Genomic DNA, 12,805 nt, shown 5'->3' with positions numbered 1-12,805 from the left:
ATTAATCCGTCATTCCGTGGATGTTCCGTAAATAGTTGCGTACCCTCGGGTCGTGACCATCGAACTGGAGCGCCCCGGCGCGGCGGTCACCCCCGCCAACCGGGTCCACGAAATCCTGTCCTCGCACATCCTCGCGGACGGCTTCGACCTTGTGCTCGACCTGCACAAGTCCCACGGCCGCACGCTCATCGACGAACGCGACGGCACCGCCTATCTCGACATGTTCGGCTTCTTCGCCTCCAACGCCCTCGGCATGAACCATCCGGCGCTGGCTCGCGACGAGCGCTTCCGCGCCGAACTGGCCACCGCCGCGGTGAACAAGCCGAGCAATTCCGACGTCTACACCGTCGAGATGGCCCGCTTCGTCGATACTTTCGCCCGCGTGCTCGGTGATCCGCGGCTACCGCACCTGTTCTTCGTCGACGGTGGTGCGCTCGCGGTGGAGAACGCGCTCAAGGTGGCCTTCGACTGGAAGAGCAGGCACAACGAATCCCACGGCCGCTCACCGGAACTCGGCACCCAGGTGCTGCACCTGACCGGCGCCTTCCATGGGCGCAGCGGCTACACCATGTCGCTGACGAACACCGATCCGGTCAAGACCGCGCGCTTCCCCAAGTTCGACTGGCCGCGCCTGGACACCCCGCACACCTTCGCGGGCGAGGACCTCGACGCGCTCGAAGCCGAAACCCTCGCTCAGGCCGCCCGCGCGTTCGCCGACCGTCCGCACGACATCGCCTGTTTCATCGCCGAGCCCATTCAGGGCGAGGGCGGCGACCGGCACCTGCGGCCGCGGTTCCTGGCCGCGATGCAGCGGTTGTGCCACGACAACGACGTCCTGTTCGTCCTCGACGAGGTGCAGACCGGTGTCGGGCTCACCGGAACCACCTGGGCCTACCAGCAATTGGATGTAGCTCCGGATGTGGTGGCGTTCGGGAAGAAGACCCAGGTCTGCGGCATCATGGCGGGCGGCCGGGTCGACGAGGTTCCCGACAATGTCTTCCGGGTGAGTTCGCGGCTCAACTCCACATGGGGTGGCAACCTCACCGACATGGTGCGCGCGCGTCGCATTCTCGAAGTGCTGGAACAGGATCGGGTGATCGACAAGGTCGGCCCCCTCGGCCGGTACCTGCTCGATCAGCTGGATCAGCTCGCCGCCGCGCACCCGGAGAAGGTGAGCGAGGTACGTGGGCGCGGGCTGATGTGCGCGATCACCCTTGCCACCCCGCAACTGCGGGACCGGGTGGTGACGGCCCTGCGCGAGCGTGAACACGTGCTGCTGCTGGGGACCGGCGAACGCGGAATCCGGTTCCGTCCGGCACTCACCGTCACCGAAGCGGAACTGGGCAAGGTTGTGGACGCCCTCGACCGGGTACTCGCGACCATCGTGGAATGACGGCAAACCTGTTGAGAGAACCAGCTTCGGTGCCGCCGGGTATTTGACCGAACGGTCAGATATGCCAGACTCGTCTTCCGAGCGAACAACTCGATCGACAACTACCGAACAGGACTCTCGATGAAGAAGCTCGTTGCTGTCAGCGCTGTGATCGCCGGCCTCGCCCTCCCCGTCACGACCGCGAACGCGGCCACCGGACCCGATAGCGCCCCCGCCGCGACCCAGGTCGGGTCATCGACGGGCGACATCTTCTCGGCGGTATGCGAATTCCTCAACGGCGGCTGGGCAGGCCGGCCCAAGCCCTGCATCTACTGACGAGACCCGACACCGGAAGAGGCTCAGCCCAATTCGGGGCTGAGCCGCGGGGTGAGGGCGAGGGCGCCTGCGACGAAACGGGTCACGGATTCGACGCCGGTGGCCAGGGCGTCGGCGAATCCGTCGCGCGCCCAACCGGTGATCAGGGCGGTGCCGTCCGCGTCGGGGGTGACGCCGATCTCGGCGATCATCTCCGCCGTGGTCGGCACGCACACCGCCCACGACAGATGCGATTCGTCGGCCCAGCCGTTGTCGCGGCGGGCGATGTAATCGGGGTCGACGATGCCTGCTTCGGCGAGCGCGGGCCGGTCATCGATGCGGTCGTCGGCGCGCAGGGCACGCAGATACCAGGAGCCTGCGTTGATCTCGATCGGTTCCACGGGCCGAGCCTAGCCGGGGAGTCACCGGTAGTACGGGGTGGCCTGAACCCAGTGGAAGCCGCGCGAGACGACGGGGAACTGGTCGAGGTCGACCTGGTCGAGCCGCATCCGCACCTGGCGACCACCGAGCTTGCCCTCGAGGATCAGCTGATTCTCCTGTGGGCGAAGGTAAGTGAAGGACGCGATGGTCCACTGGTGGGTGGTGTCCTTGGACAAGGTGACAGTCTGCTTTCCGGTGTCGACGCGGGCGGGGAAGGACACCAGCGAATCGTCGAGGCGCTGGGCGGTCATGCCCTGCGGGATGTCGAAGATGATGCGGCGGAACCGTTCGGTCGCGTTCGGCAGGCCGGTTGCCGGTGCGTCGAAGTCGACCAGCGCGGGCACCTGCTCGCCGTCGAACGAGTACTCGGTGACATTCCAGATGCCGTAGAGCGGCGACTTCGGCCGGGCATTGCCGTAGGTGTGCCAGCCGTCGTAGGCCTCGACCGCCGTGGCCACGAGGAACCACAGCCCGAGCAGTGCCTGAGCACCGAGCATCAAGCGGTTGCCACGCGGTGAGGTGAGCAGGGTGGTCGGCGGGCTCGCTTCGACAGCACGGCCGAGCAGCGCCCGGACCAGACGTACGAGATCAGGTGCCGCGAGAAGCACTGCGTACAGCAGCAATTGGAGGGCGAACAGTTTCACCGGCACATCGAAGGTGAGGTTCATCAACACCACCTGCAGCGCGACGATCACCGCGAGCACCGAGCCGAGCCCGGCGGTGAGCGGCAGGATCAGCAGCACCGCCGCCGTCACCTCGGCCGCCCCGAGCGCCATCTCGTACGGTTCCGACAGCGACGACTGCGCCCACAGCACGGCCATCGGGCTCATGTGCCCGAACGGTTCGACCAGCCGCTCCAGATTGAACGACATCTGGGTCGGCATCAGCTTGATCATCCCGTACAGCATCAGCGCGCTCACCAGCGTGAACCGCACCAGCAACCGGAACCAGCCGTACAGGCGGGCATAGTCGGGGCGCCGCCGGTCGAGTACCGACCACACCGCGGTCACCGGAACCGCGACCAGGATCAGGGTGATGACGCTGATCCACTTGGCGGCTGTGTCGCCACTACCGGTGACCGTGTAGTCGACCCGGACATCGAAGAGCTGGGCGCCCACCCAGTCCGTGAGCGGATGCAGCGCAGTCCATTTGCCGATCTCGGCCACCACCTGCTGCGGGAGGCCGAGAGTGCGCAGCAGCGCGTGCAGCAACCACGCACCGGCCATCCCGATTCCGACGGTGACGAACGTGAACCGGAACAGCACCCGGACGGCCGGATGCCACCTTCGCTCCTGCGGCTCCTCATGACCGGCCGACTCCACCGGCGGTCGAGCCAGCACCTGCGTACCCATCCCGGTCTCCTCTGCTCATGCCCTCGCCGGTGAGACGCTAAGGGAGCGGGCAGAACTGGGAAATCCGGCAAAACCGGTGCCCCGGAGTTCCGGGGGTCGCGTCAGGCCAGGCTCGGCCGGTCACCGAGCATGGCGTGGACGGCGGCGCGTCCGAGGTCGAGGGCCTGGGTGAGCAGGGTGGTGTCGCGGGCGGCGCTGTCGACCGGCGGGGCGTCGGCAGGGGGATGCACCTGCAGTACCCGGTCACCCAGGCCAGCGAGGTAACTGTCCTCCACCGCCTGCTGACCGGGTCGCGCCGACCACGCGCGGAAAGCGCCAGGTGCGACCGCACGCAGATATCCGCCACCGACCACCCGGTGCACGAGGGGAGCGGGCGGACGTAGCTCCCCGGTTCGTCGCGTGCGCAGGACGAGGGCGTGGGTGGCGCCCGCGCTCACGGCGCTCCGGATCGGCACGGTCTCGGAGAGACCACCGTCGAAATAACTGCGGCCGGCCAGCTCAACCGGCGGGCCCGCGAGCAACGGCAATCCCGCCGACGCACGCAAAGCCGTGAGCAGCGTCGGCTTGTCGACGATGAACGGTGCGAGATCGACCGGCTGCCCGGTGCGGGTATCGGTGGCGATCGGATGGAAGCTGGTCGGATTGGCGAGGATCGCCGGGAAGTCCATCGGCTCGATCCCGTCGTACACCCGGTGCACCAGGTAGTGCAGATCGAAAACCGGTCGCCCGCGCACGATCCGCACCGGGTCGACCACTCGCCGCATGATGGTGCGATCCGTCCACGACCGCATCCCCGATGCGGCCCGCCCGCACAGCAGCCACGCCCCGTTGATCGCCCCGGCCGACGTGCCGTACACGGCATCGAACACCGTCGACAGCCCGAGCTCCTCGAGCGCCTGCACCATGCCGCTGGAGTACACCCCCCGGCTGCCGCCGCCCTCGATCACCAGGGCCAGACGGTGGCCGTCGTCGCGATGCCCGGCGGCCTGCCTGCCGCGAATCACCTCGGCGACCGGCACCGGATCCGGTGTGGCTGCGGAATCCGGTTCGATGTGCGCACTGCTGGTCACCCGACCCACATTACGACAGGCCACGGACGCGGCGCCCGGCCGCGAGCGCGATCTTCGCCGCCCGTTCACTCAGGGCAATCGTCTTTGAACGCGAACGGACGCCGGTCTATAAAGACCGGCGCCCGTTCGCGAAAAGGTCGTCCTACTTGATCTCGGCCAGGACGGTGCCCTGGGTGATGGCGGCACCCGCCTCGACGGCCAGCCCGGTGACCACACCGGCCTTGTGCGCGTTGACCGGGTTCTCCATCTTCATGGCCTCGAGCACCACGATCAGGTCGCCCGCCTCGACGGTCTGACCCTCTTCGACGGCGACCTTCACCACGGTGCCCTGCATGGGCGCGGTGACCGCGTCACCGGACGCGGCACCGGCACCGCCGCCACCACGCTTGCGCGGCTTGGGCTTCTTGCGGACCACACCGTTACCGGCCGCACCGGCCGCGCCGCCACCGAGGGAGAACTGACCGGGCAGCGAGACCTCGACGCGACGGCCACCGACCTCGACGACGACCTTCTGCCGGGGCAGTTCCTCGTCGTCGTCGGCCGGGGCACCGCCGCCGGTGTACGGCTCGACGGTGTTGTTCCACTCGTTCTCGATCCACTTGGTGTAGACGTCGAACTTCTCGCCGTCACCGATGAACGCCGGGTCCTCGACGATCGCGCGGTGGAACGGGATGACCGTCGCCAGCCCCTCGACCTCGTACTCGGCCAGCGCGCGACGGGCGCGCTGCAGCGCCTGCTCGCGGTTCTCGCCGGTGACGATCAGCTTGGCCAGCATCGAGTCGAACTGACCGCCGATGACGCTGCCTGCCACCACACCGGAATCCACGCGCACGCCGGGGCCCGAGGGCTCGCGGTACACGTTGACCGGGCCGGGGGCGGGCAGGAAGCCGCGACCGGCGTCCTCACCGTTGATGCGGAACTCGAACGAGTGACCACGCGGGGCGGGGTCCTCGGTGATGCTCAGCTCGTGGCCCTCGGCGATGCGGAACTGCTGACGCACCAGGTCGATACCCGCGGTCTCCTCGGTGACCGGGTGCTCCACCTGCAGGCGGGTGTTCACCTCGAGGAACGACACGGTCTCGCCCTGCACCAGGTACTCCACGGTGCCCGCGCCGTAGTAGCCCGCCTCGCGGCAGATGCGCTTGGCGGAGTCGTGGATCTTGGCGCGGACCTCGTCGGACAGGAACGGCGCGGGCGCCTCCTCGACGAGCTTCTGGAAGCGGCGCTGCAGCGAGCAGTCACGGGTACCGGCGACGACGACGTTGCCGTGCTGGTCGGCGATGACCTGGGCCTCGACGTGGCGGGCCTTGTCCAGGTACTGCTCGACGAAGCACTCACCACGGCCGAAGGCGGCGACGGCCTCACGGGTAGCCGACTCGAACAGCTCGGGGATCTCCTCGATGGTGTGGGCGACCTTCATGCCGCGGCCACCGCCACCGAAGGCCGCCTTGATCGCGACCGGGACGCCGTATTCCTTGGCGAACGCGACGACTTCGTCGGCGTTCTTGACCGGGTCCTTGGTGCCCGCGGCCATCGGGGCCTGCGCGCGCTCGGCGATGTGGCGGGCGGTGACCTTGTCACCCAGGTCGCGAATCGACTGCGGCGAGGGGCCGATCCAGATCAGCCCGGCGTCGATGACGGCCTGGGCGAAGTCGGCGTTCTCGGAGAGGAAGCCGTAGCCGGGGTGGATCGCGTCGGCGCCGGACTTGGCGGCGGCGTCGAGGATCTTGTCGAACACGAGGTACGACTCGGCCGAGGTCTGGCCACCGAGGGCGAACGCCTCGTCGGCGAGCTTCACGAAGGGAGCGTCGGCATCGGGCTCGGCGTACACCGCGACGCTGGTGATCCCCGCGTCCTTGGCAGCCCGGATCACGCGGACCGCGATCTCGCCGCGGTTAGCTACGAGTACCTTCGTGATCCGTGCGCTGGCATGGCTGGGCACTGAGCCTCCTGTGTGCAATCTTTGGTCGCTTCGGACGGGTCACCGTGTGGGCCCCGCGCCCGGTATCGACAACTTTCGTCTCGGGCGAGTGTAGGCAGTGTGCCAATTCGCCCCGAACTCGGCTAGCCCTACTGTTCAGTAGGTCGTAGGTCACACTACGCGGCGCGCCGACCTGTGAACCCGTTTCAATTCCGCTGATCGACGGTGCCCGGTTCGTCGCCCGCGGCGATCGGCAGGCGAACCGAGTTGCCCCATTCGATCCACGAACCGTCGTAATTGCGCACCGACCTGCGGCCGAGCAGGAAGGTCAGGACGAACCAGGTGTGGCTGGAGCGTTCGCCGACCCGGCTGTAAACCACGAGATCCTCGGCGGGCAGGGCGCCGTAGACGTCGTCGAGTTCGGCGCGCGAACGGAATCTTCCATCGGGTGAGCAGGCAAGTGTCCACGGGATGTTAACGGCGGTTGGCACATGGCCCGCCCGTTGCGTTTCCGGTTCCTTGTCGCCGCCGGACTCGCCCGCGTACTCCTGCGGCGAGCGCACGTCCACCAGCGGGCGGCCCAGCCGCGCGAGAACCTCCTCGCGGAACGCGCGGGCGGTCGTGTCGTCACGCTCGACCGCCGGGTAGTCGCTGCGCTCGGGGACAGGCGTCTCGAAGGTGGTGTCGCGTTCCTCGGAGATCCAGGCGTCGCGGCCACCGTCGAGCAGGCGCACGTCCTCGTGGCCGAACAGGGTGAAGATCCAGGCGGTGTGTGCGGCTTGGGCATTGCCGCGATCGCCATAAATCACCACGGTGTCCTCGCGCCGGATACCCTTGGCGCGCATCAGTTCGGTGAATCGGTGGCCATCGATGTAATCGCGGGTCACCGGGTCGCTCAGATCACCACGCCAATCGATCTTGACCGCGCCGGGCACATGTCCGATGTCGTAGAGAAGAATGTCGTCGTTGGATTCGATGACCTTCACACCGGGCACCCCGATGTTTGCGGACAGCCATTCGGTGGTTACCAATCGATGCGGGACTGCGTAGGAACCGTAGGCGGGGTGCGGATCCGGGGCGACGGGCACAGTGTGGTCCTTCACGCGAGAGTTGGGCGGGTGCGGCAGTGTCGAGGCCGTAGCCGATGGTATGTCTGTGGTGGCACATCACGAATCGACGCAATGGGCGAATAAAGCGCAGAGCTGTCCGATAAAGTCTCTGGAGAGGAGGGGTGAGCTATGTCCGATTCATGGCCGCGACGGCGACTGCTCGCGATCCTACGTGGCGCCACCGAGCCCCTCGATGCCCAGGAACTGGCCCGCATCACCGGACAGCACGTCACCACCGTCCGTTTCCACCTCGACGTTCTCACCCGCGAATCGCTCGTGCGCCAGTTCCAGCAACCCCCGCGCGGACGTGGCCGACCTCGCATCGGTTATCGCGCGGTGCAGCGGTCGGTCGGCTATCAGGAACTGGCCCAGGTGCTGGCCGACCACCTCGGACCCGACCCGCTCAGCCGCTCCGCCGCCGCCATCGAGGCGGGCCGCGCGTGGGGCCGTCGCATGGATATCGGCTCCCACCAGGTGGAAACTCTCGCCGACGCCCGTGACATCACCATGTCGCTGATGTCGGAACTCGGCTTCGCGCCGGAGAAGGACCCGGTCGGCGAGACCGACGAGCACGTCGGGATCAATCTCACCGCCTGCCCGCTGCGCGAACTGGCCCGTTCGCACGCCGAAGTGGTGTGCGGAGTGCATGTGGGTCTGATGCGCGAAGTGCTGGAACGCAACGGTGCGCGCGGCCGGGTGGAGGTGCGGCTGCATCCGTTTACCGAACCGGAACTGTGCCACGCCCGGCTCGAACTCACCCTCGGTGCGGAAGCCGTCGAGCACGCGGCCGAGGAGCACGGCGAGCGGCCCGCCCGGCCGGCGATCGGTGAGGACCAGGCCGCTCAGCGCATGATCACGCCGTCAGGACCGCGCGTCCCGCCACAGTTGCGTGACACCGACGCCGACGTCTTCGAGCAGCCTGCGCAGCAGTGGTAGCCCGATCCCGATGACACTCGACGGATCACCCTCGATCCGGTCGACGAACCAGCCGCCGAGACCGTCGAGCGTGAACGCGCCCGCCACCTGAAGCGGTTCGCCGGTGGCGATGTAGGCCTCGAGTTCGTCCGGGCCGGGTTTGGCGAAATGCACGGTGGTGGAACTGCATTCGGCCGATTCGGCGACGACCTCGCCGTCGCGCAGGCGGAGCACACAGTGACCGGTGAGCAGATCGGCGCTGCGCCCGGCCATGCTCGCCCAGCGTTCGCGCGCCACCTCGGGGGTATGCGGTTTGCCTTGCAGCCGCCCGTCGACGAGCAGCATGGAATCGCAGCCGACGACGACACAGTCGGCGGCGAGTTCGGGAATGGAGCCCGCTACGTCGAGCGCCTTGGCACGGGCCAGGGCGACAACGACATCCTCGGCGGAGGTATCAGCGGGAAGCGCGGCCGAGACCGCGTCCTCGTCGACGCCGGAGACGCGGACGACGGGATCGATACCCGCCGTCCGGAGCACCCCGAGCCGGGCGGGGGACGCGGAGGCCAAGACCAGCCGGGTCACCCTCAGCGCAGGTGCGACAGCAGCGGGTACACGTACGGCGAGAACGGGGACGAACCCCGGTGCATCAGCGTCGCCTGACCCCAGCCGTCGACCGGCTGCGGAGCGGTCGGCGCCGGTGCGCTCGCGGCGGCGGCACCGAACACCGCGACCAGCGCGGCGACGTCCTCGTCGGTGGGCGAGCCCTTGAGAATGCGCAACAGCGGCTCACCGGCGGGTTCCGCCGGGGCCTCGGTCAGCGTGTCGGTAGACAGTTCGACCTCGTCGACGAGTGGTTCGACAGCGAGCTCGAGCTCGGCGGCGGTCAGCACGTCTTCTTCTGCCACAGTGGTCACAGTGCCAGATCCTTCCTGCGCGTACTTCGGTTCACGGCGCGGTGTCCGCGATCATTCCCGGTGCAACAGCGCCGGGCAATAGTTGATTTCCCCAACAAGTGTGCGCGGCACACGAGGAATATCGCGTTTTCAGAGCGGAATGTTGCCGTGTTTCTTCGGGGGAAGGGTCACCATTTTGCGTTCGAGCAGTCGCAGCGCCGACACGATCTGGCCTCGCGTGTGCGACGGCGGGATGACCGCGTCGACGTAGCCACGCTCGGCGGCCACGTACGGGTTCACGAGGGTGTCCTCGTACTCGTTCTGCAGCTCGAGGCGCAAAGCGTCGACATCGGCGCCGTTCTGGGCGGCCTCTGCCAGCTGTTTGCGGTAGACGAACCCGACGGCGCCCGAGGCGCCCATCACGGCGATCTGCGCGGTCGGCCACGCGAGGTTCACATCGGCACCCATGTGCTTGGAACCCATCACGTCGTAGGCACCGCCGTAAGCCTTGCGGGTGATGATCGTGATCTTGCCCACAGTGGCCTCGCCGTAGGCATAGAGCAGCTTGGCGCCGCGGCGGATGATGCCGTTGTATTCCTGGCCGGTGCCGGGCAGGAAGCCGGGCACGTCGACCAGGGTGACGATCGGGATGTTGAAGGCGTCGCAGGTGCGAACGAAGCGCGCGGCCTTCTCCGAGGCGTCGATGTCGAGGCAGCCGGCGAACTGGGTGGGCTGGTTGGCGACGATGCCGACGCTGCGCCCGTCGACCCGGCCGAACCCGACGATGATGTTCATCGCGCGCTCGGCCTGCACCTCGAGGAACTCGTCGTCGTCGAGCAGACGACGGATCACCTCGTGCATGTCGTAGGGCTGGTTCGGCGAATCCGGGATGATCGTGTCGAGCTCGAGGTCTTCCTCGGTGAGCGAGTCCTCGATGGCGCCGAAGATCGGGTCGGTCGGCTCGGTGCGCGGTGCTTCGGCGCGGTTGTTGCTCGGCAGGTAGCTCAGCAGGTCCTTGACGTAGTCCAGCGCGTCCTGCTCGCCGGAGGCCACGTAGTGGGCGACACCGGACTTCACCATGTGGGTGTGCGCGCCGCCGAGGTCTTCCATGCTGACCTCTTCACCGGTGACGGTCTTGATCACGTCGGGACCGGTGACGAACATCTGCGAGGTCTGATCGACCATCACCACGAAGTCGGTGAGCGCGGGGGAGTACACGTGCCCACCGGCGGCGGCACCCATGATCAGCGAGATCTGCGGGATCACGCCGGAGGCCTGCACATTGCGGTGGAAGATCTCGCCGTAGAGGCCGAGGGAGACGACGCCCTCCTGGATGCGCGCGCCCGCGCCCTCGTTGATGCCGACCAGCGGACGACCGGTCTTGATGGCCAGGTCCATCACCTTGACGATCTTCTCGCCGTAGACCTCGCCGAGGGAGCCACCGAAGACGGTGACGTCCTGGGAGAACAGGCACACGTCGCGACCGTCGATGGTGCCGTAACCGGTGACCACGCCGTCGCCGGTGGGACGGTTGTTCTCCAGCCCGAAGTTCACGCTGCGGTGCTTGGCCAGGGCGTCGAGCTCGACGAAGGAGCCCTCGTCGACCAGTGCGAGGATGCGCTCGCGGGCGGTCATCTTGCCCTTGGCGTGCACCTTGTCGACGGCGGCCTCACCCATCGGGTGTTGCGCTTCTTCCAGCCGATTCCGCAGATCAGCCAGCTTCCCGGCGGTGGTGTGGATGTCGGGGGCGCCCGCCGATTCCGACGCGGGCTGCTGCTGGACACTCGTCATGGGTTGCGAGTGTAACGAGTGACACCGCCCCGCACTACGGCAGTACGCCTACCGGCCAGTACAGAAACCGCAGCTAGGTGTGGTGATGCCCCATAGCACGCGACGACAGGTAGCGTGCCAGGAATGAACAGGGCACCGATCGACGCGCAACGTCTGCGCAGCTCTCTCGTCTCCCCGGCACCGGTGTTCTTCGACCGGATCGATGTCGTCGAATCGACCGGTTCGACCAATGCCGATCTGGTGGCCCGCGCGGCCGATCCCGCTGTCGACCGGCAGGCTCTGCTCGCCGAGGAGCAGGTCGCCGGGCGCGGTCGACACGCGCGCGAGTGGGTGAGCCCGCCGCGGGCGCAGATCTCGCTGTCGATCCTGGTCCGGTTGCCGGGGATCGACCCGGTGGCGCTGGGCTGGCTGCCGTTGCTCACCGGTATCGCGGTGGTCGACGCGCTGCGTGGCATCGCGGGTCTTTCGCCGGAATTGAAGTGGCCCAACGACGTTCTGCTCGACAACCGCAAGCTCGCGGGCATCCTCGCCGAGGTCGCCGCCACCGGCATCGCGCCAGCCGTGGTGGTCGGTGTCGGCCTCAATGTCGACCTGGACGAGTCGGAACTGCCTGTGCCGCATGCGACTTCGCTCACGCTGGCCGGTGCGCAGACCACCGATCGCACCGCGCTCGCCGCCGCGATCCTCAGCGAATTCGCCCGCCGGTTCACCGATTGGGAACGGGCGGGCTGGGCCACCGACGAACTCGCGGCGGCCTACCGCGAGCGTTGCGCGACCATCGGGGTGAACGTGCGGGCAGAGCTGCCGGGTGGGAAGGTGCTCACCGGTGTGGCCACCGGGGTAGACGCCACGGGGCGACTGCTGATCGGCGACGAAGCGGTGTCGGCGGGAGATGTGACCCACCTGCGCGGTCAGTACTGACCGCGACGCGTTCGCGGCCGCCGGTCAGGCGCTGTGGTCGTCACGCCTGACCGAACGGCCGCTGCCGATCAGCGCGCCGCTACGCCCGCCCCCTTGCGGTCGGCGACCTCGCGCTCGCGCGCCAGCAACCTGTCGCGCTGCTCCTCGAACTTCAGCACGTCCTTCTCCAGCTTGGCCAGGAACTGCGCCAGTTCGTCGCGCGCGGCCTCGCCGCGTGGCCCGAAGTCGTCGCGGCCGAAGATGTTCCACTGCTTGAGCACCGGCAGCACCACCTCGTCGAGGTGCTGGCGCAGGTCGTAGATGCCGTGCTTGGCCATCAGCACGCCGTTGCGCCGCCAGTTCGGCATGCCCGCGCCGGGCATCTGGAAGTTGGTGAGCACCTTGGTGATCGCGGGCATCGCCTGATCGGGGACCAGGTCGAGGGCGGCCGCGCACAGGTTGCGGTAGAAGATCATGTGCAGGTTCTCGTCGGTGGCCACGCGCGCGAGCATGCGGTCGGCGACGGCGTCGTCGCAGACGCGGCCGGTGTTGCGGTGGCTCACCCGGGTGGCCAGCTCCTGGAACGTCACGTACGCGACGTTGACCAGGAACCCGCCCCAGTTCGCCGGTGCGTGCGCGCCCTGGGTCATGTGGACCATCCTGGCGTTCTCCAGCGCGACCGGGTCGACCCCTCGGGTCACGACCAGATAGTCGCGGATGACGATC

Annotated in this window: 13 protein-coding genes; 4 read left to right on the top strand and 9 right to left on the bottom strand. The window is 67.9% G+C overall.

Annotation, left to right across the window (positions count from 1 at the left end; all coding sequences use genetic code 11):
* Window positions 1-52: 52 nt before the first annotated feature.
* Window positions 53-1,393: an L-lysine 6-transaminase gene (gene lat / locus NI2_RS13650; RefSeq protein WP_067490709.1), complete on the top strand. Its 1,341-nt coding sequence runs from the start codon at window positions 53-55 to the stop codon at window positions 1,391-1,393.
* 120 nt (window positions 1,394-1,513) lie between these two features.
* A complete protein-coding gene (locus NI2_RS13645; protein ID WP_067490706.1) occupies window positions 1,514-1,708 on the top strand; it encodes a hypothetical protein in 195 nt (64 codons plus the stop codon).
* A 23-nt stretch (window positions 1,709-1,731) separates the two neighbouring features.
* On the opposite strand, the gene NI2_RS13640 is transcribed toward NI2_RS13645, so the two are convergent.
* From NI2_RS13640 to NI2_RS13620, 5 genes are all read right to left on the bottom strand, one after another.
* Complete coding sequence (locus tag NI2_RS13640; RefSeq protein WP_067490703.1) at window positions 1,732-2,088, bottom strand: hypothetical protein; 357 nt, start codon at window positions 2,086-2,088, stop codon at window positions 1,732-1,734.
* 21 nt (window positions 2,089-2,109) lie between these two features.
* On the bottom strand, window positions 2,110-3,480 hold the full coding sequence (locus NI2_RS13635; RefSeq protein ID WP_067490700.1) for a hypothetical protein: 1,371 nt from the start codon (window positions 3,478-3,480) through the stop codon (window positions 2,110-2,112).
* A 101-nt stretch (window positions 3,481-3,581) separates the two neighbouring features.
* Window positions 3,582-4,550 (bottom strand): patatin-like phospholipase family protein, encoded by a 969-nt coding sequence (locus tag NI2_RS13630; protein ID WP_084476410.1) that lies wholly within the window; start codon window positions 4,548-4,550, stop codon window positions 3,582-3,584.
* A 142-nt stretch (window positions 4,551-4,692) separates the two neighbouring features.
* On the bottom strand, window positions 4,693-6,492 hold the full coding sequence (locus NI2_RS13625; RefSeq protein WP_067490697.1) for an acetyl/propionyl/methylcrotonyl-CoA carboxylase subunit alpha: 1,800 nt from the start codon (window positions 6,490-6,492) through the stop codon (window positions 4,693-4,695).
* 185 nt (window positions 6,493-6,677) lie between these two features.
* Complete coding sequence (locus tag NI2_RS13620) at window positions 6,678-7,559, bottom strand: sulfurtransferase (RefSeq protein ID WP_067490746.1); 882 nt, start codon at window positions 7,557-7,559, stop codon at window positions 6,678-6,680.
* A gap of 150 nt (window positions 7,560-7,709) precedes the next feature.
* Between NI2_RS13620 and NI2_RS13615 the strand changes: the two genes are divergently transcribed.
* On the top strand, window positions 7,710-8,516 hold the full coding sequence (locus NI2_RS13615; RefSeq protein WP_067490694.1) for a helix-turn-helix transcriptional regulator: 807 nt from the start codon (window positions 7,710-7,712) through the stop codon (window positions 8,514-8,516).
* Here the strand turns inward: NI2_RS13615 and NI2_RS13610 are convergent.
* The 3 genes from NI2_RS13610 to NI2_RS13600 form a co-directional block, all read right to left on the bottom strand.
* Window positions 8,442-9,077: a Maf family protein gene (locus NI2_RS13610; RefSeq protein WP_067490690.1), complete on the bottom strand. Its 636-nt coding sequence runs from the start codon at window positions 9,075-9,077 to the stop codon at window positions 8,442-8,444. The two genes, NI2_RS13615 and NI2_RS13610, sit on opposite strands and share 75 nt — an antisense overlap.
* A 2-nt stretch (window positions 9,078-9,079) precedes the next feature.
* Window positions 9,080-9,409, bottom strand: coding sequence for an acyl-CoA carboxylase epsilon subunit (locus tag NI2_RS13605; protein ID WP_067490687.1), 330 nt, complete (start codon window positions 9,407-9,409; stop codon window positions 9,080-9,082).
* A gap of 129 nt (window positions 9,410-9,538) precedes the next feature.
* Window positions 9,539-11,179: an acyl-CoA carboxylase subunit beta gene (locus NI2_RS13600; RefSeq protein WP_067490684.1), complete on the bottom strand. Its 1,641-nt coding sequence runs from the start codon at window positions 11,177-11,179 to the stop codon at window positions 9,539-9,541.
* A gap of 123 nt (window positions 11,180-11,302) precedes the next feature.
* On the opposite strand from NI2_RS13600, the gene NI2_RS13595 reads away from it, so the two are divergent.
* Complete coding sequence (locus NI2_RS13595) at window positions 11,303-12,100, top strand: biotin--[acetyl-CoA-carboxylase] ligase (RefSeq protein ID WP_067490680.1); 798 nt, start codon at window positions 11,303-11,305, stop codon at window positions 12,098-12,100.
* A 68-nt stretch (window positions 12,101-12,168) separates the two neighbouring features.
* Here the strand turns inward: NI2_RS13595 and NI2_RS13590 are convergent.
* A partial coding sequence (locus NI2_RS13590; RefSeq protein ID WP_067490677.1) for an acyl-ACP desaturase occupies window positions 12,169-12,805 on the bottom strand: 637 nt, incomplete at its 5' end.

Source organism: Nocardia ignorata NBRC 108230, assembly GCF_001612905.1.
GTDB classification, from domain to species: domain Bacteria; phylum Actinomycetota; class Actinomycetes; order Mycobacteriales; family Mycobacteriaceae; genus Nocardia; species Nocardia ignorata.
The sequence above is the reverse complement of the archived record's forward strand: the minus strand, read 5'-3'. Positions and strand labels throughout refer to the sequence as shown.